Here is a 19,869-nt window from a genome sequence, read left to right as displayed (position 1 = left end):
CGCTGCCACCGTGAACACCTTTTTCAACATCCTGATCGACGGGCTGGCCTACGGCATGGTGCTGTTCGTCATAGCCGTCGGCCTGTCGGTCACGCTCGGGCTGATGCGCTTCGTCAACCTCAGCCATGGCGCCTTTGCCATGGTGGGCGGCTACTGCGCCGCCTGGCTCACCCGCGAGGCGCAGTGGAGCTTCTGGCTGGCCGTGCCCCTGGCGATTGCCGCCACCGCGCTGCTGGGCGCCGTGCTCGAAGCGCTGGTGCTGCGCCACCTGTACCGCCGCAAGGAGCTGGACCAGGTGCTCTTCACCATCGGCCTGAGCTTTGTGCTGATCGCAGCCACCAACGCCATTGCCGGCCCACAGGTGCAGCTCATCGTGTTGCCCCCGCTGCTGGCCGGCTCGGTGGACCTGGGCTTTCGCACGCTGCCGGCGCAGCGCCTGCTGGTGATCGGTGCCGGGCTGGCCGTGGCGGCCGCTGCCGCGTGGACGGTGACCCGCACCCGCTTCGGCGTGTGGCTGCGCGCTGCGGTGGACCACAGCGGCACCGCATCCACCCTGGGCATACCGATCCGCACCGTGCAGTGCGCCAGCTTTGCGGCCGGTGCCGCGCTGGCCGGGTTCGGCGGCATCCTGGGTGCCGAGCTCATGCCGCTGGAGCCGTACTACGCCCTCAAGTACCTGGTGCTGGTGCTCGTGGTGGTGGCCGTGGGCGGCATGGGCAGCATTGCCGGCTCGCTGGCTGCTGCCGTGCTGCTGGGCACCATCGAGACGGCCAGCCGCTACCTGGCGTCCGAATGGGGCAGCCTGTTCTTCTTTGTCGCCATGGCCGTGCTGCTGGCCTGGCGCCCCCATGGTCTCCTGAAGCGATGAGCAATCCCACCATGACCCACCCTGTGCAAGCCGCCGCTGCCGTGGCCACGCCCGCGCAGCCTGCCCAGGCGGCACCGCGCTGTGCGCCTGCCTGGCGCGCACCCCTGCTGCTGCTGGTCGCGGGCCTGGCGGCCTGCGCCGTGTTCCCCGACCAATTGGGGCTCATCACGCGCATCTTCATCACCGGCCTGTTCGTGCTGTCGCTCGACCTGGTGGTGGGTGTGGCGGGCCTGGCCACGCTGGGGCATGCAGCGCTGTTTGGCCTGGGGGCGTACGCGGCCGGCATCTTTGCGCTGCATGCGCATGCCGACCCGTTGCTGGGCCTGGGCGTGGGCATGGCGGCAGGCGCCCTCACGGCGCTGGTCTCGGGCGCCTTTCTGCTGCGCTACCAGGGCTTCACCTTCCTCATGCTGACGGTGGCGGTCTCGCAGATCGTGCTGAGCCTGGTGCAGAAGGCGCGCAACTGGACGGGCGGCGACGACGGCCTCTCGGGCTTTGCCATGGCGCAGCTGCTGGGCCGCTTCGCCTTCGACCTGGAGGGCAAGGTGGCTGCCGTGTACTCACTCGTGGTGCTGGTGCTGCTGTTCTATGTCGCGCAGCGCATCGTGCAGTCGCCGTTTGGCCTGGCCGTGCGCGGCATCCACGAAAACCGCGCCCGCATGGCCGCGCTGGGCACGCCCGTGTTCCGCCGCCTGTGGCTGCTGTACACGGTGGCGGGTGCGCTGGCCGGTGCCGCTGGCGCCCTGTCGGCACAGACCAATGCGGTGGTGGGCACGGACAGCCTCTCGTTCGCGCTCTCGGCCGAGGCGCTGGTCATGCTCATCCTGGGCGGGGCAGGGCAGCTCACCGGTGCGCTGGTGGGGGCCACGGTGTTCACGCTGCTGCACCACACGGCCGCGTCCATCAACCCCTACCACTGGCTCTTCGTGGTCGGCGGCCTGCTGATGCTGGTGGTGCTGGTGCCGCCCGCGAAGGCCTGGGCCTGGCTGCGCCAGCGCGCGGGAGGTGTGCGATGAGCGGCCATGCCATCTCCGATACCCTGCTTGATGTGCAGGCGCTGGACAAGCGCTTCGGCGGGCTGCACGTCACGCGCAATGTCTCCTTTCAGCTGCGCGCGGGCGACCGGCTGGCGCTGATCGGCCCCAACGGCGCGGGCAAGACCACGCTGGTCAACCAGATCAGCGGCGTGCTGGAACCCAGTGCTGGCCAGATCTGGCTGCGCGGTGCCGACGTCACCCGCACCAGCCAGGCCCAGCGCGTGCGCGCCGGGCTGGCCCGCACCTTCCAGATCACCACGCTGGCGCCGCACTTTGCGGTGCAGCGGCAGATCGAGCTGGCCCTGTTCGAGCGCGAAGGACTCACGGGCCGCCTGTGGCGCAGCATCGACGGCTACCCCGCGCTGCAGGCCGAGGCCCAGGACATCCTGGCCCGCTTCGGGCTGCAGGCCCATGCCGCCACGGCCACACAGGACCTGGCCTATGGCGAGCAGCGCCTGATCGAGATGGCGCTGGCGCTGGCCCTGCGCCCCAAGGTGCTGCTGCTCGACGAGCCCATGGCCGGCGTGCCCAAGGGGGATGGCGCCCGGCTGCTGGCCGCATTGGACGCGCTGCCCGGCGACCTGGCCGTGCTCATTATCGAGCACGACATGGACCTGGTGTTCCGCTTTGCCAACCGCATCGTGGTGCTGGCCGAAGGCGCCGTGCTGGCCGATGGCTCGCCCGACGAAATCCGCCGCGACCCGCGCGTGCGCGCCGCCTATTTAGGAGTCTGAGCACCATGAACGCATCTCCTGTTCTGAGCCTGCAGAACGTGGTGGCCGGCTACGGCCCCACCACCGTGCTGGACGGCCTGTCCTTCGACGTCCATGCCGGCGAGCGCCTGGCCATGATCGGCCGCAACGGCGTGGGCAAGACCACCGCGCTGCGCGCCGTGATGGGCCTGGTGCCCCTGCGCAGCGGCAGCCTCACTTTCATGGGGCAGGACATTGCCGCGCTGCTGCCGCACCAGCGTGCCGAGCGGGGCCTGGGCTATGTGCCGCAGACGCGCGACATCTTCCCCTCGCTGACGGTGGAAGAGAACCTGCTGGCCGGCCTCAAGCGCCGCCCGCGCAGCGCGCTCGACGAGGCCTACGCCCTGTTCCCGCGCCTGGCCGAACGCCGGCGCAACGGCGGCACCCAGCTGTCGGGCGGCGAGCAGCAGATGCTGTCGGTGGCGCGCGCGCTGCTGGGCCGGCCCACGCTGCTGCTGCTCGACGAGCCACTGGAGGGCCTGGCCCCGCTGATCCGCCAGGAACTGCTGCGCGCCTTTGCCCACATGGCGCAGCAGACCGGCATGGCCACCATCATCGTGGAGCAGCAGGTGGACGAAGCCCTGCGCTACGCCCAGCGCGCCGTGGTGCTGGACCATGGCACGGTGGTGCATGAAGCCGGCGCCGCCGAACTGCTGCAAGACGAAGCTACGCTAGAGCGTTGGGTGGGCATGGCCGTCCACTGACAACCCTCTTACTCCGTATTGAATCGACTATGACCAAAAAGAAAGCCAGCAAGCCTTCCGACGTGCAGCTCCCCGACGCGCAGAGCGTGGTGGACCTGGAGCGCTACGTACCGGCCTACCTGACCTGGATCGCCAACAAACTCTCGCGCGGGGCCTCGCAGCACTACCTGGAAATTTTCGACGTGGGCATCGAGACCTGGCGCTGCCTGGTGCTGCTGGCCATCGAGGGTTCCATCTCGGCCCAGCAGGTGTCCAAGGTGATCGGTATGGACAAGGGCTCGGTGAGCCGCTGCTTCAAAGGCATGCAGGAGCGCGGGCTGATCACCACCGAGCTGGACAAGACCGATGGCCGCCTGCGCATCGCCGTGCTCACGCCCGAGGGCCGTGCGCTGCACGGCCAGATCATGGGCATGGCGCTGGAGCGCGAGCGCGCCTTCCTGTCCGTGCTGGACCAGGGTGAAGTGGACCTGCTGCTGAGCATGCTGCGCCGTCTGCACGAGAACCTGCCCGCGGTGGATGCCGCCACGCAGGACTATGCGAAGAAACACTTTCCCAAGCCCGCCGGCCAGCGCAAGGCCGGCGACTGAGACAACCCGGCGACCACGCCACACCCACCATGAACGCAATGCAAGTCATCGTCCGCAGCCGGCGCGCAGAAGCCGAAGGCATCTGCAGCTTCGAGCTGGCGCACCCCGAGGGGCAGGCCCTGCCGGCCTTCACGGCCGGCGCCCATATCGACGTGCATGTGGCTCCTGGCCTGGTGCGCCAGTATTCGCTGTGCAACCACCCGGCCACCGTTGACCACTACCGCATTGCCGTGCTGCGCGAAGCGGCTTCGCGCGGCGGGTCGGCGGGCATGCACGAGCAGGTGCAGGTGGGCCAGGCGCTCACCATCAGCGCACCGCGCAACCATTTCGGGCTGGCGCCTGGCGCGCGCCGCAGCCTGCTGCTGGCCGGCGGCATCGGCATCACCCCCCTCTGGGCCATGGCGCAGGCGCTGCACAGCGCGGGCGAGAGCTTCGATTTGCATTATTGCGGCCGGGCCGCTGCCCGCATGGCCTTTGTGCATGACATGGCGCAGACCCCGTTCGCCGCCCAGGTGCAGGTGCATGCCGACGATGGTCCCGAGGCCCAGCGCTTTGATGCGGATGCAGTGCTGGCCCACCCCGAGGCCGGCACCCATCTCTACGTGTGTGGCCCCGCCGGCTTCATGAACCATGTGCTCGATACCGCCCGCCGCCATGGCTGGCCCGAGGCGCAGCTGCACCGCGAGTTCTTTGCCGGCACCGCCACCGCGCTCGCATCGGACGGCAGCTTCGGCGTGCGCCTGGCCAACTCCGGCCAGACATTCCAGATCCCCGCAGGCAAGAGCGTGATCGAGGTGCTCGTGGCCGAAGGCATCGATGTGCCGTACTCCTGCGAATCCGGCGTGTGTGGCACCTGCCTGACCCGGGTGCTCGAAGGCGTGCCCGAGCACCGCGACACCTTTCTGACCGAGGCCGAGCGTGCGGCCAATGACCAGTTCACCCCGTGCTGCTCCAGGGCGTGCACACCGCTGCTGGTGCTCGATCTCTGAGCGCCACCCACCATCCCTGACGACAAGAGGAGACATCCCATGAACACCGCCACCGCCTGCATCCCCTTGAGCGAGATCAAGACCAAGCCCTCCACCAGCGCCGCAGCCCCGGACCCCGGCCGCTTCCCGCTCGATCAGTGGTATGTGGCCGGCTTCTCGTCCGAGCTCGCGGACCAGCCCCTTGCGCGCACCTTCCTGGGCCAGAAGGTGGTGCTGTTCCGCACCGGGGCCGGGCAGGTGGCTGCGCTGGAGGACCGCTGCTGCCACCGCTCTCTGCCACTGTCGTGCGGCACCGTGGAGGGCGCGGGCGTGCGCTGCGGCTACCACGGCATGCTGTATGCGCCCAGTGGCCAGTGCATCGAGATCCCCGGCCAGGAGCGCATTCCCTCCAAAGCCAAGGTCCGGGCCTACCATGTGGTCGAGAAGAACCAGATCGTCTGGATCTGGATGCCCAAGACCGAGGGCGCCGAGCCGACCAGAACCCCGCCCGACTATCCCTACCACGACGACCCTCGCTATAAATTCGGCAGTGGCAACTACCACTACCAGGCGCCCTGGCAGCTCATCCACGACAACCTGCTGGACCTGAGCCACCTGGGCTATGTGCACCTCAAGACCATTGGCGGCAACGCACGCCTGCACATGAACGCCGAGATGAAGGTCACTTCCGAAGGCGACGGCGTCAAGGTCGTGCGCCTCATGCCCGGCTCCACGCCGCCGCCCACCTACAAGGCCGCGTGGCCTTTTGGCGAGCAGTGCGACCGCTGGCAGGAGATCGAGTTCGACGTGAGCCACCTGCGCATCTGGACCGGCGCCGTGGAGCCCGGCACCGATTCCATCGAAGATCCCGGGCGCGGCGGCTTTCACATGCGCGGCTTTCACGGCATCACGCCCGAGACCGACGACACCTGCCACTACTTCTGGAGCATGTCGAGCACCAAGCACCCCGACATGCCCGACAACATCGAGGCCGTGATCGAGCAGACCGCCTTCACCTTCGACGAAGACCGCGCGATCATCGAGGCCCAGTACCGCAACATGCTGCAGTTCGGCGAGCGTGCCACCTGGACCGACATCCACGTGGACGTTGGCGGCAACCGCGCGCGGCGGATCGTGGCCAGGCTGCTGGAGCAGCAGCAGGCCCCCGCTGCATAGCGGGTCACACACCTGGCGCCGGTGGGGTGGTGCGGTGCAGGCCTGGCGGGGGAATCCACTGTGGCTAACATGGACGTCCTTTTTGCCTTCCCGCTTCTGTCCCCATGCACATCGAACAAGCCACTGCCGAAGATCTGGACGAGGTGGTCTCCACCCTGCAAGAGGCCGCGCAATGGCTGCAAGGGGATGGCCGGCCCTTGTGGTCGCCTGCAGACTATGGCCAGGAGCGCATCCACCGTGATACCGCTGCCGGCGCCTACTGGGTCGCCCGGAGTGGGCCTGTGCCAGGGCAGGGCGGTGCGGTGGCAGGCGTCATGCGCCTGGACCTGGAAGACCCGCACTGCTGGCCCGAGATAGCGCCCGGCAGCTCGGTCTACCTGCACAAGCTGGCGGTCCGCCGCGCCTGGGCGGGGCAGGGCGTTTCAACGGCCTTGCTGCGTTGTGCGCGCGAGCGCACCCAAGCCCTGCAGCGGCCCTGGCTGCGCCTGGATTGCGTTGCGGATCGGCAGGGGCTGCGCTCGCTTTACGAGGGTTTCGGCTTCGTGTTGCACAGCGAGGTCTCCAAAGGGAATTGGGCGCTGGCGCGGTATGAAATGGCGGTTGCGGGGTAGGAGGTTTTCAGAGGCCCCGGGCGCTCATGCCCCGCCCGGTCCCCCCAGCACCATCGCATTCCACTCCCGCAGCGTCCTTTGCTTCTCCTCGGCCGACAGGTCGTCGGCCTCTTCGCGGCGCAGCAATTGCTCCAGCAGGGGCAGCAGGTCCTTGTGCTGCGATTGCTGCTGCAGAGGTTCCTCCATGGTTTCCACCACCTTGTTGAACTCCACCTTGGTCGTGCGCAGGAATTGCGAAGCAGCCTGTGTGAGCAGGGCGCGCACGGGCTTGTCCTTCTCGTAGGCCAGCTCCATGCGGGTGCTGCTGTGGTCCTCGACCTGGGTGTAGTAGTAGTTCTGGGTGGCCGAGTCCGAGCTGAGTTCGGGCTCGCGCCGGGAGCGCAGCGAGCGGTGGAAGCCGGCGCTCAGGTCGGAGGTTTGCATCTGCGTGATGGCGCGGTTGGCGGCAGAGCCGCCCGAGATCTGGGTCGACTGTTCGAGCTTGTAGTCGAAGATGTCGATTTCGTTGGTGTGGCGCGGGTTGATGGCGCGGCGGTTGGTCAGGATGCTGGCCTTGAAGTCTGCCATGCCCGTGAGCAGGCTGTGGTCCTCCTCGCTGAAGGCATCGGCATCGCTGGTGATGTCCGCTGGCCGCACTCTGGTGAGGCCGCTGGCCTTGTCGCTGTCCCCGTAGCCGCCGTGCAGGGCCGCGAAGGAGGACTTGAACAGGTCCACCAGCTCCTGGTTGCCGTTGCCGCGCTCGGCCGCCTTGTCCACACGGCTGAGGTACTGCTGCACGGCACGGGCCTTTTGCTCGGCGCTGCCCCAGATGGCACTCTGGCGCAGGTCGGTCTTCACGGTGGCCGTGCCCTTCAGGGTCTTGAGCTCGATCTCGCGGCTGCCGGCGCTGGCCGTGAAGCGCGTGCCCAGCACCATGGCACGCTCGCCCTTGTCGTTCAGGCCATAGACCTCGCTCTTGAGCTCCACCCGGGTCAGCAGCTTGCTGTCGAACTTCATCAGGCCGTCGAGGTTCACCAGCGGCGGCTCCCGCGTCAGGCCCTCCATGGCTTCATCGAAACCCTTGGCCAGGGACTGCAGTGCCTGCTGCTCCTGGGGCGTGAGGTCGCCCTCGACGTCGATCTGCACCGTCATGCCCGCGCCCGTGCTGACCGGCAGGCGCTGGTCGGCAATGGAAATGCGCACCGAGGCGCCCGACTGGGTCTTGATCGTCAGCGCGGCGCTGGCGCTGGGACTGGAGCGGATGGCCCACTGCGCATCGGCGGCCTTGCCCTGGATCTTGTCGGGCGAATAGGCTGCCGCCACGTTCACGATGGTTTGCCGGTAGCTGGCGCCCGTGCTGGCCACCTGTTCCAGCAGGGCCGAGCCCAGGCCGGCAAAGCGGGCGCTCTGGCTGGTGGCACTGGCGTTGCGGCCGATGATCTGGTCCACGGCCGTGGTGGGGGCCTGCTCCCAGACCTGCATCTTTCCGTTGCGGGTCTGCAGGTTCGCCAATGCCTCGTAGGTCACGTCCACGGTCTGGAGAGACGATGGGTACTGGGTGACGTGGAGAAATCGGGTGTCGCCGGTGGCCGCAGCCGCCGGGGCCAGGGGTGCGGAGGCGGTGAAGCCCGTCTCTGAGATGGCCGCCGTGTCCGCCCTGGTGGAGGGGATGGCAAGCGCTGTGCTCGGTGTGGTGGAGGCCTTGATGATGGCGCTCTGTGTGCCCAGGGCTGCCGGAGAAGAAAGACTGACAGCACTCATTTTCTGGTTCTTGGTTTGTTGATGCGGTTCCGGTTGTTATCGGCAGGGCTTGAGAAAACTGAAGGCGCGTGCCGGCCTGTGCGAAGCTCTGTACCCTCGATCAACAATGAGGAGTGATGGCCAGCCATGGATCTGAAACTCAGCCACGTCGATGTTCTGGTGGGCAACCTGGAAGAGGCCTGCTCCTACTACGCAAGGGTCTTCAGTGCGCGCGTGTCCAGGACCCAAGTGTGGGAGCGCGGCGGACTGCACGTGCGCTACGCCGTGGTGATGTTTGGCGCCGAGCGCTTCATGCTCGTGCAGCCCATCGCTGGCAATCTCAAGGAGCTGATGGATACCCAGGGCGAGGGCACGATCTACCGCCACTGCTACTCCACGCCCGACATCGAAGCCGCCTACGACGAACTGGTGGCCGCAGGCGTGCAGCCGGAGGATGAGAACGGCAATCCCTTGCGCCGCGATGGGCTGCAGACCCCCAGCGGTACCAGGATCCTGTGGTTGCCCAGGCGCTTCGGCAATTTCTCGATCGAGCTGTTGGAAGAGAAGGCGCTGCAGCGTTTCATCGACGATGCGTTTGCGGGCACTGAATGAGCTCGCGGCGGCTCAAGGCCTGGCAATGAATGCCTGCTTTCCCTGCCGGTCAAAGCCCGCAGATTCATAGAACCGCAGCGTGGCCTCGTCCTGGCGCCCGGTCATCAGCATCACCTTGTAACAGCCCTGGGCCCAGGCGAACGACAGGGCATCGTGCAGCACTGCCTTGGCATGGCCTCGGCCGCGGTGATCGGCATGGGTCACCACGTTCTCGATCAGCCCATAGGGGCGGCCACCGCGCGTGAGGTTGGGCACGGTGGTGATGGTGCAACTGGAGACCAGTTGGCCGTCCACATAGGCACCCAGGTACCGGTAGCGCTTGCTACCCAGCAACTCGTTCCAGATCTGCTCCAGTGCCTCGCCATCGGGCGGCGGTTCATCGCCGGCATGCAGGTGGGCATAGAGAGCCAGCAACTGCGGGAGTTCGGATCGTGCGATGGGGCGGATCTCCATGCCTGCATTCTTGCACCGACGGCTCATCCCACCCGCCGTACCGCAAACCACTCCCCCAGAAAATCCGCCAGTGCCCGCGTCTTGGCCGACAGGTCGCTCTTGGTCGGGTACACCAGTGTCACGTCCGCTGCGGGCAGTGCCCAGCCCGGCAGCACCAGCCGCAGGCGGCCTGAGGCGAGGTAGGGCGCCACATCCCAGTGCGAGCGCATGAGCACGCCGTGGCCGTCCAGGGCCCAGGTGGTGGCGGCCGCGCCGTCGTTGGTGCTGAGCATGCCGCGCACCTTCACAGTCTCTTGCCTGTCGCCCTGGTGCAGGTGCCAGGTGCCATAGGTTTCGTCGCTCTCGCGGATCACGATGCAGTGGTGCGCCAGCAGGTCGGCTGGCTGCGTGGGCTCACCCGCCTGGACCAGGTAGGCGGGCGATGCGCACAGCACGCGCCGGTTGGCCATGAGGCGGCGGGCCGTGAGGCGCGAGTCGGGCAGGTCGCCAAAGCGCACGGCGGCGTCGAAGCCTTGCTCCACCAGGTTCACGGGGCGGTCGGTCAGGTGCAGTTGCACCTCCACCTCGGGGTAGGTGCGTGCAAAGGCCGACAGGGCAGGGGCAATGTGTACGCGGCCAAAGCCCAGCGTGGCAGCCAGCTTGATGAGGCCGCGCGGTGAGTTGCGTGCGCCGGCCACCGTGCGCTCCAGCGCCTCCAGGTCAGAAAGGATGCGGGCGCCGTCCAGCAGGTAGGTCTCGCCCTCGGGCGTGAGGTGGATGCGCCGCGTGGTGCGGTGCAGCAGGCGCACGCCCAGCCGGTGCTCCAGTTGGGCCAGGCGCCGGCTGACCGCGGGCGGGGTGATGCCCATCTGCTGCGCAGCCGCGGCCAGGCTGCCTTCCTTCATGAGCAGTGCAAAGAAGCGCAGGTCCGAAAAGCCGTCCATGGATGCTCTATTCGTGCTTTGAATTTATGAATGAAATGATTTTGACGGTATTTATGGCTTTGCACATCACTCATAAGATCCAACCACAACAAATAACCACCTGCAGGAGACAAACCCATGACTGATTTCCCGTCCCGTTTTTCAGGCCGCCGGCTGGCTTTGGCGGCAACCGCTGCCGCCACGCTGGCACTGCTGTCGCCCGCTGCGGCCCTGGCCCAGGCGGCCGGCTACCCCAACAAAGCCATCAAGCTCGTGGTGCCCTATGCTCCCGGCGGCAGCGCCGACATCGCCGCCCGCCTGGTCACGGACGAGTGGGGCAAGGCCCTGGGTGGCTCGCTGTTCATCGAGAACAAGGGCGGTGCCGGTGGCAACATCGGCGTGGACATGGTGGCCAAGGCCGCACCGGACGGCTACACCATCGGCCTGCAGACCGTGTCGCTGGCCATCAACCCCGGCCTCACGGCGAAGATGCCGTACGACACTTTGAAGGACCTGGCGCCCATCGGCCTCGTCGCCAGCTCGCAGCACGTGCTGGTGGTCAACAACGCACTGCCGGCGAAGAACATCAAGGAACTGGTGGCGCTGCTCAAGGCCAAGCCTGGGCAATACTCCTACGGCTCGGCCGGCGCGGGCAGCACCTTCCACATGTCGGCCGAGCTGTTCAAGGCCGTGGCGGGCACACCCATCGTACACATCCCCTACCGCGGCGGCGGCCCGGCCATGATCGACACCATGTCGGGCCAGGTGGCGCTGAGCTTTCCCGTGCTGTCGGCCGCGCAGCCGCATGTGCAGGCGGGCAAGCTGCGGGCCCTGGGCGTCACCGGTACCAAACGCTCGGCGCTGATGCCCGACGTGCCCACCATTGCCGAGGCGGGGCTGCCCAGCTACGCTTTCGAAACCTGGTTCATCGTGTTCGCCCCGGCCGGCACGCCCAAGCCTGTCATCGACAAGCTCAACGCCACCTTGAACCAGGCGCTCAACACCCCCGCGCTCAAGGAGCGTATGGCCAAGGACGGCTTCGATCCGATTCCATCGACTCCCGAGCAGGCCCGCGCACGGCTCGAAAAAGAGATGCCGCAGTGGGCCAAACTGATCAAGGAGCGCGGAATCACTGCCGACTAGACCCGCGCCGAAACTCCAACGACACCATGACCACAACGACCCCGCTCTTCCCCGGCTTCACCCCCTGCCGCGTGCCCACGCCCGACGGCCAGCACATCCACGCGCTGGTGGGCGGCACGGGCCCGGCCCTGCTGTTGCTGCACGGGCACCCGCAGACCTCGGCCATCTGGCACAAGGTGGCGCCGGTGCTGGCGCAGCACTTCACGCTGGTGCTGGCGGATTTGCGGGGCTATGGCGATTCGGCGAAACCTGCCGGTGATACGGAGCATGCCCTTTACAGCAAGCGCACCATGGCCGCCGACATGCTGGCCGTGATGCAGCACCTGGGCCACCCGCGCTTCACCGTGCTGGCCCACGACCGCGGCGCGCGCGTGGCGCACCGCCTTGCGGCGGACCACCCGGCGGCCGTACAGCGCATGGTGCTGCTGGACATTGCCCCCACGCTGGCCATGTACGAGCAAGCCAACGACGCCTTTGCGCGCGCCTATTGGCACTGGTTTTTCTTGATCCAGCCTGCACCGCTGCCCGAGCGCCTGATCGAAGCCGACCCCGCCGCCTACGTGCGCGACGTGATGGGCCGGCGAAGCGCGGGCCTGGCCCCGTTCGACCCGCGGGCCCTGGCCGAGTACGTGCGCTGCCTGGCACTTCCCGGCACGGCCCATGGCATCTGCGAGGACTACCGCGCCGCCGCCGGCATCGACCTGGTGCATGACCGGGACGACCGCGACGCGGGCCGCCAGTTGGCCATGCCGCTGCTGGCCCTGTGGGGCGAGCAGGGCGTGGTGCACCAGTGCTTCAAGCCCCTGGCCGAATGGCAGCGCGTGGCGGCCGACGTGCGCGGGCATGCACTGCCCTGCGGGCACTACATCGCCGAGGAAGCGCCGGATGCGCTGCTCGACGCGGCGTTGCCCTTCCTGCTGGCCGGCCAATAGAAACGATATCTCCCCCCGATGACCATGACCATCCCCACAACGCTCTACCAGAAGCTGGTGGCATCGCACACCGTGGCCGTTCTGGACGAACAGAACGTGCTGCTGTTCTGCGACCTGCACCTGATGAATGAATACACCAGCCCCCAGGCCTTCGCCGGCCTGCACGAGGCCGGGCGCGGCGTCCCCGTGCCGGGGCAGAACGTGGCGGTGGTGAGCCACATCATCCCCACGCACCCGGTGCGCTGGCGCACCATCCAGGACCCGCCCTCGGCCCTGCAGGCCAGCAACCTCAAAGCCAACTGCGACCGCCACGGCATCCCGCTGTTCGACACCAACGACCCGCTGCAGGGTATCGAGCATGTGATCGCGCCCGAGCACGGCATGGTGCGCCCGGGCATGGTCATCATCTGCGGCGACAGCCACACCACCACCTATGGCGCGCTGGGCGCATTGGGCTTCGGCATCGGCACGTCGGAGGTGGAGCATGTGCTGGCCACCCAGACCCTGGTCTATCGACTGGCCAAGGACATGCGCATCCGCGTGGACGGCGTGCTGCCCAGCGGCACCACCGCCAAGGACCTGATCCTCATGGTCATCAGCCGCATCGGCGCGCAGGGTGCGCGCGGCTATGTGGTGGAGTTCTGCGGCAGCGCCATCAGTGCGCTGTCGGTGGAAGCACGCTTCACGCTGTGCAATATGGCGGTGGAGGCGGGTGCGCGTGGCGCGCTGATCGCCCCTGATGCCACGGCCATCGCCTACGTGCTGGCCAAGGCCCCCGACATCACGGGCGACGTAGGCACCCAGGCCCTGGCCCACTGGGCCACGCTGCACAGCGATGCAGGTGCCGCGTTCGACGTCGAGCATGTGTTCGACGCCAGCGCCGTGGCCCCCTTCGTCACCTGGGGCACCAGCCCCGACCAGGCCATGGCCATCAACGCCACCGTGCCCCGGCCCGAGGACATCACCGACGCCGTGCAGCGCAGCAGCGCCGAGCAGGCCCTGCGCTACACGGCCTTGGCGGCAGGGCAGCCGCTGGCGGGCGTGCCGGTGCAGCATGTGTTCATCGGCTCGTGTACCAATGCGCGCATCGAAGACCTGCGCGAGGTGGACCGCATCGTCGGCAGCCGCCAGGTGGCCAGCGGCGTGCGCGCCATGGTCGTGCCCGGCTCGGGTGCCGTGAAGGCCCAGGCCGAGGCCGAGGGCATTGCCGCGCGCCTGGTGGCCGCCGGCTTCGAATGGCGCCAGCCCGGCTGCTCGATGTGCCTGGCCATGAACGACGACGTGCTGGCCCCCGGCCAGCGCTGCGCCTCCACCACCAACCGCAATTTCGAGGGACGGCAAGGCCGGGGCGCCATCACCCACCTGATGAGCCCGGCCATGGCCGCAGCCGCGGCGATCACCGGCTGCATCACGGACGTCAGGACTCTGGAGGTGACTGCATGACCGCCGACAACAACAACACCATCGTGCGCGGCCAGGCGGCCCTGCTCGACATCGCCAACCTCGATACCGACCAGATCATGCCCAAGCAGTTCCTGCGCGGCATCGACAAGGCGGGCCTGGCGCCCGGCCTGCTCTACGACCTGCGCTTTGACGGCACGGGCCAGCCGCGGCCCGACTTCGTGCTCAACCAGCCGGCGTTTGCCGGCACCGACGTACTGCTGGCCGGCAGCAACTACGGCTGCGGCTCCAGCCGCGAGCATGCCGTGTGGGGCATGCAGCAGTACGGCTTCAAGGCCGTGGTGGCATCGAGCTTTGGCGAGATCTTCTACTCCAACGCCATGAACAACCGCCTGCTGCTGGCCATGGTGAGCGAGCCTGATGCCCAGGCTTTCATGCAGGAGGCCCGCACCACCACAGGACCGCTGGCCATGGAGATCGACGTGGAGCAGCGCCGGGTGCGCACGGTGGGCCACAGCGCACCGTTCACCATCTCGGAGCGGCACCGGCGCATGTTTCTCGACGGGCTGGACGTGATCGGTGCATCGCTGACCTACCAGGACCAGATCAGCGCCTTTGCCGCGCAGCACTGGGCGGCGCAGCCCTGGGTGAAGGATGTGGCGCGGTTGACGCGGGATCGGCTGGGGGCGTGAGCGCACAGCGCAAACTCTGCCGGCAACCGTGAGATTGTGCCGGTTGCGGCCGCCGTAGCAGGGCAGGGGATGGGTTGACCTCTATAGTGGGGTGACACATTGCCCCAAGCCGCACCCATGCAATCCTTTTCCCTCACGCGCAGCGACTATGTCGATCTGCAAAAACGCATCCTGGCCAATGCCAAGGCCCAACTGCGCCGCGGTGCTGGCAGCAGTGATCAGAGCAGTGACAAAACAGCAGCCGGGTCGGGACGATGGTGGTTGCCCTTGGTGCTGTGGGGTGCCTCCGTGGTGCCGCTGGTGTTCCTGTTCCGCTGGCTGGAGTCGTTGCCTGACATGGGCAGCCACCTGGCGGTGGGGGCTGTGGGCATCGTGATCGGTGCATTGGCCTTCTGGGCGCTGGTCGGCAGCGGCACCCGTTCGCTCCAGAATGCCATGTTCGAGGACGACGGCTATTGCCTTGCGCCCCAGTCCCTCGACATACGGGCCGACTGCATCGAGCAGCGATCGGATGCTGCCCACAGCCTTTGGCAGTGGGCCGGCTTCAAGCGCCGGCAGGAGAGCGATACCCTCGTGTTCCTGTTCGTGGACAACGCCGTGTGCCTGACCGTGCCCAAGTCCATCCTCACGCCCGAAACCTATGCGCTCATCGAGCAGCGCGTGCCGCTGCAGCGAGACTGACGACCCGTCATCCCCTGGGCCAGCCCGCCTGCAAGCTGTCGGTTCAGACTCCGAACACTTTGAGCACCGAATCCGCCAGCCCCTCCATCCACCGGGCCGGGCCGCTTTGGTGCTTGCCGGGGTGGGGCATCTCCTCGTAGACGTAAAACCCCTGACCGCCTTGGAAGGAGTCGTGCAGAAGGGCCTGCTTGCCGCGCAGGTAGGCGATGAAGGTCTCACAACGCCGCGTGGAATAGCCCAGGTTGGCATTGAAGCCGATGGTCGCCGCCTGGCTGATGGCGCGGCCCGCATCGGCCGGTTCCACGCGCACGCCCCGGCAGCCCTGCACGATCAACTGCGCGGGGCCGTGGAACGCCAGGTAGCGCAGTTGCAGCGTGAGCCAGGCGTGCAGGCTGCCAAGCCGCCAGTGCGAGGTGATGCGCACCGGCATGCCGCGCTGCTGCAGCACGCCCACCAGGTTGTGCGGTTGCATCACCAGGGCCGCACCTGCGGGCAGCAGCAGCACGCCGATTTCACTGTGGGCGTCCTGCGTGGCCGACACCACATAGGTCGCAGGTTCGCTGGCGCGGATGCGGGTCAGCGCCACCATGCCCGACGCCATGCTGGTCAGCGGGTAGTGTGGGTTCAGCAGCCAGCAGGTGTCGCTGTGGCCTGCGGTGGATGCGCTCTGCAGAAAGTCGGGGTGTACCAGCAGCTCGTGGCCGGCGTCCACCACCACCTCGCGCGACACCGCTGCGTGGCCTGATTCCAGCGCCAGCTCGCCCAGGCTGTCCGGCAGCAAGCGCACGGGAGGGCGCCGCGCGGCCAGCGGCGCGAGCACGAAGTAGAACAGCACCTTGATGGCCAGCGGCGTGAGCATGGCACCCAGCAGTATCAGCAGCGCCGTTGGCATGATCTCCAGCAGCGGGGCCGACAGCCTGCCAAACCAGTTGCCGGCACGCAGCTCCTGCAGCGCCGCCTGCCGTTCGCGCAGTGGTGCAAGCAAGGTGTCGATCTCGCTGGGGTCCGGCGCGAACGCCTGCAGGGCTGGTAGCGGCGGTATCTCCTGCACCAGTGCCAGCTGGCGCTGGTAGTCGCCATCGGCGCGGCGGTTGTCTGCCAGCAACTGGTCCTGCAGCGCCCTCAATTGCCCGCACTGGCGGTACTCGGCCGATCCGATGCCCAGCCGGCATGCCACGGGATGGCTCTGCTCCAGCGCCTCCCGCTCCCTTTTTGCGGCCTGCCACTGCGTGTACACACCCTGGTGGATGAGGCGCAGCCGCTCCAGCTCAGCCCGGCGCGACTGCGCCGACTGGGTGGCCTGCAAGCGCAGCCGCAGTTCCTGCAGGTACTTGCGCTCCGCGTCGAGCAGGTAGATCTCGGCATCCAGCCGCATGCCGGCCAGCTGGTGTTCCAGGATGGGCTGGCCTTTGAGCAGGGGGCCGAGCTCGCTGGCCTTCTGGCGCTCAAGCTGCTTGCGCCGGGTCTCCAGGTCCACCGCGTCAATGCGCTCGCCCAGGGCGCTCAGCGATGCCGACGATAGCCTGGCCACGCGCTCCTGGCTGGCGGTGGCAAGGGCGCCTACATCGCGCGCGATGCGCTGGTCTGCCCCCGCCAGCTGGGCGATCTCGGCCTGTGATGACCGGTGGGACTGCCACTCGGCCCAAGCCCATCGGCCCAGCAGCAGCACTGCGCAGATCAGCACGAACGACAGCAGGTGGCGCAGCAGGAACCGGGCGACAGTCGCGGCAAGGGCTATCAAGAAAGGGCCTTTCGTGGTGCGCCCCCGATTGCCGGGAGGGAGGCGGCGTGCCATAGTATCCGCAGGGCAGGGACGTGCGCGGTGGGGCCGCACAGAAAAAACCAGGGGAGCTACGATGCGGCGCATCCAAATCAGACTGGCTGTTTTGTACGGTGTCGGCCTGCTGGCGGTTCTGCTGCCCATCGGCGCGGCCGTGCTGCTGGCCGAGCACCGCAGCTTCGAGCAGCAAAGAGACCGTGCGAACCGGCTCGCCAGTGACATTCTGCAGCGTGCCCACAAGGTCGCCGACCAGATGGCGGCAGCATTCCAGGAGCTGAATGCCGCCAAAAGCGCGCAACCGTGCTCCGACACCAACCTGGACCTCATGCGCAAGCTGGTGGTCAAGTCCAATCTGCTGATCGATGTGGGCTATGTCGAGAACGGTGAGATGGTGTGCTCCTCGTTCGGCCGCAATGCCTACCGCGTCGGTCAGCCCACCTACCGGGGCGGCGGGGGGATGGATGTCCGTACGCAACTGGAGCACCCGCTGCTTGCGGGCTCACGCATGGTGATGTTGACCGATCCCAAGACCGGGTTCTCCGCGCTCGTCCATGAAGGCTCCGTGCTGGACGTGGCTTCTTCCGACAGCCGATTGACCTATGGGGCTGTCGGCATGCGCAGCCAGTCCGCGCTGTTCCACCACGGGGCCTTCGAGCCCGCCTGGCTGGCAAACATCGGCAGCGCCTACGAGACCAGCTTCTTCGACGGCACCCGCATCATTGCCTTGAAGCGTTCGGATCGCTACGACCTGGCGGCCTACGTGGCCATTCCGCGCAGCGAAATCGACCACGACTGGGGGCGTGCCATGCTGGTGTTGCTGCCCGTGGGCATTGGCGCCGGGCTGGTGCTCGCGCTGGTGGTGGCGCAACTCGTGCGGCTGCAGCGCACGCTGTCCACAGCGCTGCGCGACGCGCTCAAGAACAATGAACTGTTCCTGGTCTACCAGCCCATCGTGGATCTGGTGTCCGGCCGCTGGGTCGGCGCCGAGGCGTTGCTGCGCTGGCGCAATGCGAACGGCGTGATGGTCAGCCCCGACGTGTTCATCCCCGAGGCAGAGCGCAGCCACCTGATCGAGCGCGTGACCGAACGTGTTGTTCAGTTGCTGGTGCAGGATGCAGCCGAGCTGCTGCGCCAGCGCCCGGATTTTCACATCGCCATCAACCTGTCAGCGCAGGACTTCAGCAACCCGGCGCTGCCCGAGCGCCTGCGCGGGGCCTGCGCGCAGATGCAGGTGCACCCGCGCAGCCTGCACATCGAGGCCACCGAGCGCGTGTTTCTGGACCTGGGCCAGGCCCGCAGGACCGTGGCCGCGCTGCGCGATCAGGGGCATGTCGTGTCCATCGACGACTTCGGCACCGGCTACTCCAGCCTGTCGTACCTGACGGAGTTCGAGCTCGACTGTCTGAAGATCGACAAGTGCTTCGTCAGCACCATCGGCACGCAGGCCGTGACCCGCAACGTCATCGGGCACATCATCGAAATGGCCAAGTCACTCCAGCTCAGGATGATCGCCGAAGGCGTCGAGACGCAGGAGCAGGCAGCCTACCTGCGTGAGCATGGGGTGGAGTTTGCCCAAGGCTGGTTGTTCGCCAGGCCGATGGATATTCGCCAGTTGGCGCAGGGAGCCGGTACCGCGCCAGGCTGACCAGTCGGGGCCTGGCGCCCAGGCACCGGTGCTCAGGGCTTTGCCGGCTGGGCGGCGGCTGCCTTGCCCGCCTGCGCCTTCTGGGTCTTGTTGTAGACCTCCATCACCGTCGCAAAATCGCGCTCGAAGTTGATGGGCAGGAAGGTATCGTTGCCCGGCAGCAGTTGGCGCAGCTTGGGCGAGAAGCTGTAGCTGTAGGAGCACTTGGTCACGCGCGCCTGCACCTCGGGCGAGACGTCCTTGCCCAGGGTCCAGGTCTCGGTCATGAAGGGCGGGCTTTCCCACAGGGTGCGAATGCTCGACCCCTTCACGTCGCCCTTGACCACCATGCGCTGGTACAGGTCGCTGGCCACGGCGGCGGCCGGGTAGAAGCCGTGCATCACGCCGGTCACCGAGCGCTCGTGGCCGTTGGAGAAGACCACCTCGTAGTTCTGGTCAGGCACCAGTCCCAGCGCAGGAAACAGGGCGCGCGGCGCCAGGTTGCCCGAGTTGGAGGTGGGCGTGGTGTGCGCGATCTTCTTGCCCACCAGGTCCTGCGGCTTGGTGAACGGGCTGTCCACCCGCGAGATCAGGATCAGCTTGTACGAGTTGCGCTGCCCGCTGGCCTTGTTGCCCGGCACGCCAAAGGGGGTGGGCTGGCCTGCCGCCACCAGCTGCGGCACCAGGCCGGGGTTGACCTGGGCGAGCTGCACCTTGCCGGCGACGATGCCGTCGATCAGCTCCTTCTCGCCCAGCGTGTCGATGTTCACGCTGCGCTCCAGCGACTCGCCCTGCAGGTTCTGCAGGTCCATGTTGCCGCAGCGTGCCAGGTGGTTGAAGTAGTCCCCCCAGATGAGCATGGTCTCGCTCTTGGCGTAGGTCTTGGGCATGGCCACGACCAGCTTTTCGCGCGTACCACTGAACAGCGGGGCCGCGGGTGCTGCGGCCTGCCGCGTGGCGGTGGTCTTGGTCGGCGGGGTGGCCGGGGTCTGTGCGGCCGCGGGGCCCAGCAGCAAGGTGGCGCCTGACAGCAGCGTCGCGCACAGGCGCATATCCAGTGGCTTGGTGGCAAACATGGTGTGGTATCTCCCTCGGTTCGTTCTGGTAAGCGGCAACGCAAGGCCGCCCTGCAGCGCGGGCCGGCCGGGAAGGCCGGGCGCTGGAGGGGCTGTGCGTTGGGAATGGGTGCCCTGCGGGCGGCCTGCGGCTGCACGCTGGTGCGGCACA

At 67.6% G+C, this 19,869-nt stretch carries 20 protein-coding genes; 15 read left to right on the top strand and 5 right to left on the bottom strand.

From position 1 onward, the window contains the following. The first annotated feature begins 10 nt into the window (after positions 1 to 10). From AC0IZS_RS28175 to AC0IZS_RS28140, 8 genes are all read left to right on the top strand, one after another. A complete protein-coding gene (locus tag AC0IZS_RS28175) occupies positions 11 to 868 on the top strand; it encodes a branched-chain amino acid ABC transporter permease (RefSeq protein WP_428000393.1) in 858 nt (285 codons plus the stop codon). 11 nt (positions 869 to 879) lie between these two features. Then, complete coding sequence (locus AC0IZS_RS28170) at positions 880 to 1,884, top strand: branched-chain amino acid ABC transporter permease (protein WP_471638707.1); 1,005 nt, start codon at positions 880 to 882, stop codon at positions 1,882 to 1,884. Beyond that, positions 1,881 to 2,639, top strand: a complete 759-nt coding sequence (locus tag AC0IZS_RS28165) for an ABC transporter ATP-binding protein (RefSeq protein ID WP_471638706.1) — start codon at positions 1,881 to 1,883, stop codon at positions 2,637 to 2,639. Before AC0IZS_RS28170 ends, AC0IZS_RS28165 begins: the two co-directional genes overlap by 4 nt. 5 nt (positions 2,640 to 2,644) lie before the next feature. Continuing rightward, positions 2,645 to 3,361, top strand: a complete 717-nt coding sequence (locus AC0IZS_RS28160; protein ID WP_471638705.1) for an ABC transporter ATP-binding protein — start codon at positions 2,645 to 2,647, stop codon at positions 3,359 to 3,361. 29 nt (positions 3,362 to 3,390) lie between these two features. Then, on the top strand, positions 3,391 to 3,948 hold the full coding sequence (locus tag AC0IZS_RS28155; RefSeq protein WP_057268856.1) for a MarR family winged helix-turn-helix transcriptional regulator: 558 nt from the start codon (positions 3,391 to 3,393) through the stop codon (positions 3,946 to 3,948). Between the two features lie 29 nt (positions 3,949 to 3,977). After that, positions 3,978 to 4,937 (top strand): PDR/VanB family oxidoreductase, encoded by a 960-nt coding sequence (locus AC0IZS_RS28150; RefSeq protein ID WP_471638704.1) that lies wholly within the window; start codon positions 3,978 to 3,980, stop codon positions 4,935 to 4,937. A 39-nt stretch (positions 4,938 to 4,976) separates the two neighbouring features. Continuing rightward, positions 4,977 to 6,092, top strand: a complete 1,116-nt coding sequence (locus tag AC0IZS_RS28145) for a Rieske 2Fe-2S domain-containing protein (RefSeq protein ID WP_471638703.1) — start codon at positions 4,977 to 4,979, stop codon at positions 6,090 to 6,092. A 104-nt stretch (positions 6,093 to 6,196) separates the two neighbouring features. Continuing rightward, entirely contained in the window at positions 6,197 to 6,703 is a 507-nt protein-coding gene (locus tag AC0IZS_RS28140) for a GNAT family N-acetyltransferase (RefSeq protein ID WP_471638702.1), read from the top strand. A gap of 24 nt (positions 6,704 to 6,727) precedes the next feature. Here AC0IZS_RS28140 and AC0IZS_RS28135 read toward each other — a convergent pair whose 3' ends face one another. Beyond that, positions 6,728 to 8,443 (bottom strand): hypothetical protein, encoded by a 1,716-nt coding sequence (locus AC0IZS_RS28135; protein WP_471638701.1) that lies wholly within the window; start codon positions 8,441 to 8,443, stop codon positions 6,728 to 6,730. A gap of 126 nt (positions 8,444 to 8,569) precedes the next feature. On the opposite strand from AC0IZS_RS28135, the gene AC0IZS_RS28130 reads away from it, so the two are divergent. After that, the gene (locus tag AC0IZS_RS28130) at positions 8,570 to 9,034 is read left to right on the top strand and encodes a VOC family protein (RefSeq protein ID WP_471638700.1); all 465 of its coding nucleotides are present in this window, start codon (positions 8,570 to 8,572) and stop codon (positions 9,032 to 9,034) included. A 12-nt stretch (positions 9,035 to 9,046) separates the two neighbouring features. On the opposite strand, the gene AC0IZS_RS28125 is transcribed toward AC0IZS_RS28130, so the two are convergent. Then, entirely contained in the window at positions 9,047 to 9,487 is a 441-nt protein-coding gene (locus tag AC0IZS_RS28125; protein WP_471638699.1) for a GNAT family N-acetyltransferase, read from the bottom strand. 23 nt (positions 9,488 to 9,510) lie between these two features. After that, positions 9,511 to 10,410 carry a LysR family transcriptional regulator gene (locus tag AC0IZS_RS28120; RefSeq protein WP_471638698.1) on the bottom strand — a complete coding sequence of 300 codons (900 nt, stop codon included), beginning with the start codon at positions 10,408 to 10,410 and terminating at the stop codon, positions 9,511 to 9,513. Between the two features lie 117 nt (positions 10,411 to 10,527). Between AC0IZS_RS28120 and AC0IZS_RS28115 the strand changes: the two genes are divergently transcribed. The 5 genes from AC0IZS_RS28115 to AC0IZS_RS28095 all read left to right on the top strand — a co-directional run bounded on the left by AC0IZS_RS28115 (position 10,528) and on the right by AC0IZS_RS28095 (position 15,238). Then, positions 10,528 to 11,532, top strand: coding sequence for a tripartite tricarboxylate transporter substrate binding protein (locus AC0IZS_RS28115; RefSeq protein ID WP_471638697.1), 1,005 nt, complete (start codon positions 10,528 to 10,530; stop codon positions 11,530 to 11,532). Positions 11,533 to 11,558: 26 nt separating this feature from the next. Next, a complete protein-coding gene (locus tag AC0IZS_RS28110; RefSeq protein WP_471638696.1) occupies positions 11,559 to 12,464 on the top strand; it encodes an alpha/beta fold hydrolase in 906 nt (301 codons plus the stop codon). 24 nt (positions 12,465 to 12,488) lie between these two features. Further along, complete coding sequence (gene leuC / locus AC0IZS_RS28105; protein WP_471638695.1) at positions 12,489 to 13,907, top strand: 3-isopropylmalate dehydratase large subunit; 1,419 nt, start codon at positions 12,489 to 12,491, stop codon at positions 13,905 to 13,907. After that, positions 13,904 to 14,557, top strand: a complete 654-nt coding sequence (gene leuD / locus AC0IZS_RS28100; protein ID WP_471638694.1) for a 3-isopropylmalate dehydratase small subunit — start codon at positions 13,904 to 13,906, stop codon at positions 14,555 to 14,557. Before leuC ends, leuD begins: the two co-directional genes overlap by 4 nt. Before the next feature lie 117 nt (positions 14,558 to 14,674). Further along, complete coding sequence (locus AC0IZS_RS28095) at positions 14,675 to 15,238, top strand: YcxB family protein (protein WP_471638693.1); 564 nt, start codon at positions 14,675 to 14,677, stop codon at positions 15,236 to 15,238. A 43-nt stretch (positions 15,239 to 15,281) separates the two neighbouring features. Here AC0IZS_RS28095 and AC0IZS_RS28090 read toward each other — a convergent pair whose 3' ends face one another. Continuing rightward, positions 15,282 to 16,979 carry a hypothetical protein gene (locus AC0IZS_RS28090; protein WP_471638692.1) on the bottom strand — a complete coding sequence of 566 codons (1,698 nt, stop codon included), beginning with the start codon at positions 16,977 to 16,979 and terminating at the stop codon, positions 15,282 to 15,284. A 115-nt stretch (positions 16,980 to 17,094) separates the two neighbouring features. Here AC0IZS_RS28090 and AC0IZS_RS28085 point away from each other — a divergent pair, with 115 nt between their 5' ends. Continuing rightward, complete coding sequence (locus tag AC0IZS_RS28085) at positions 17,095 to 18,663, top strand: EAL domain-containing protein (protein ID WP_471638691.1); 1,569 nt, start codon at positions 17,095 to 17,097, stop codon at positions 18,661 to 18,663. A 32-nt stretch (positions 18,664 to 18,695) separates the two neighbouring features. On the opposite strand, the gene AC0IZS_RS28080 is transcribed toward AC0IZS_RS28085, so the two are convergent. Beyond that, on the bottom strand, positions 18,696 to 19,718 hold the full coding sequence (locus tag AC0IZS_RS28080; protein WP_471638690.1) for a PhnD/SsuA/transferrin family substrate-binding protein: 1,023 nt from the start codon (positions 19,716 to 19,718) through the stop codon (positions 18,696 to 18,698). Between the last annotated feature and the right edge of the window lie 151 nt (positions 19,719 to 19,869).

It is taken from the genome of Acidovorax sp. AC410, from assembly GCF_979253235.1.
The sequence above is the reverse complement of the archived record's forward strand: the minus strand, read 5'-3'. Positions and strand labels throughout refer to the sequence as shown.

What these genes read in the sequence shown, in the direction of transcription:
- AC0IZS_RS28170 (WP_471638707.1), top strand. Translation starts at nt 880, where the DNA reads ATGACCCACCCTGTGCAAGCCGCCGCTGCCGTGGCCACGCCCGCGCAG.
- AC0IZS_RS28165 (WP_471638706.1), top strand. Translation starts at nt 1,881, where the DNA reads ATGAGCGGCCATGCCATCTCCGATACCCTGCTTGATGTGCAGGCGCTG.
- AC0IZS_RS28160 (WP_471638705.1), top strand. Translation starts at nt 2,645, where the DNA reads ATGAACGCATCTCCTGTTCTGAGCCTGCAGAACGTGGTGGCCGGCTAC.
- AC0IZS_RS28155 (WP_057268856.1), top strand. Translation starts at nt 3,391, where the DNA reads ATGACCAAAAAGAAAGCCAGCAAGCCTTCCGACGTGCAGCTCCCCGAC.
- AC0IZS_RS28150 (WP_471638704.1), top strand. Translation starts at nt 3,978, where the DNA reads ATGAACGCAATGCAAGTCATCGTCCGCAGCCGGCGCGCAGAAGCCGAA.
- AC0IZS_RS28145 (WP_471638703.1), top strand. Translation starts at nt 4,977, where the DNA reads ATGAACACCGCCACCGCCTGCATCCCCTTGAGCGAGATCAAGACCAAG.
- AC0IZS_RS28140 (WP_471638702.1), top strand. Translation starts at nt 6,197, where the DNA reads ATGCACATCGAACAAGCCACTGCCGAAGATCTGGACGAGGTGGTCTCC.
- AC0IZS_RS28135 (WP_471638701.1), bottom strand. Translation starts at nt 8,443, where the DNA reads ATGAGTGCTGTCAGTCTTTCTTCTCCGGCAGCCCTGGGCACACAGAGC.
- AC0IZS_RS28130 (WP_471638700.1), top strand. Translation starts at nt 8,570, where the DNA reads ATGGATCTGAAACTCAGCCACGTCGATGTTCTGGTGGGCAACCTGGAA.
- AC0IZS_RS28125 (WP_471638699.1), bottom strand. Translation starts at nt 9,487, where the DNA reads ATGGAGATCCGCCCCATCGCACGATCCGAACTCCCGCAGTTGCTGGCT.
- AC0IZS_RS28120 (WP_471638698.1), bottom strand. Translation starts at nt 10,410, where the DNA reads ATGGACGGCTTTTCGGACCTGCGCTTCTTTGCACTGCTCATGAAGGAA.
- AC0IZS_RS28115 (WP_471638697.1), top strand. Translation starts at nt 10,528, where the DNA reads ATGACTGATTTCCCGTCCCGTTTTTCAGGCCGCCGGCTGGCTTTGGCG.
- AC0IZS_RS28110 (WP_471638696.1), top strand. Translation starts at nt 11,559, where the DNA reads ATGACCACAACGACCCCGCTCTTCCCCGGCTTCACCCCCTGCCGCGTG.
- leuC (WP_471638695.1), top strand. Translation starts at nt 12,489, where the DNA reads ATGACCATCCCCACAACGCTCTACCAGAAGCTGGTGGCATCGCACACC.
- leuD (WP_471638694.1), top strand. Translation starts at nt 13,904, where the DNA reads ATGACCGCCGACAACAACAACACCATCGTGCGCGGCCAGGCGGCCCTG.
- AC0IZS_RS28095 (WP_471638693.1), top strand. Translation starts at nt 14,675, where the DNA reads ATGCAATCCTTTTCCCTCACGCGCAGCGACTATGTCGATCTGCAAAAA.
- AC0IZS_RS28085 (WP_471638691.1), top strand. Translation starts at nt 17,095, where the DNA reads ATGCGGCGCATCCAAATCAGACTGGCTGTTTTGTACGGTGTCGGCCTG.
- AC0IZS_RS28080 (WP_471638690.1), bottom strand. Translation starts at nt 19,718, where the DNA reads ATGTTTGCCACCAAGCCACTGGATATGCGCCTGTGCGCGACGCTGCTG.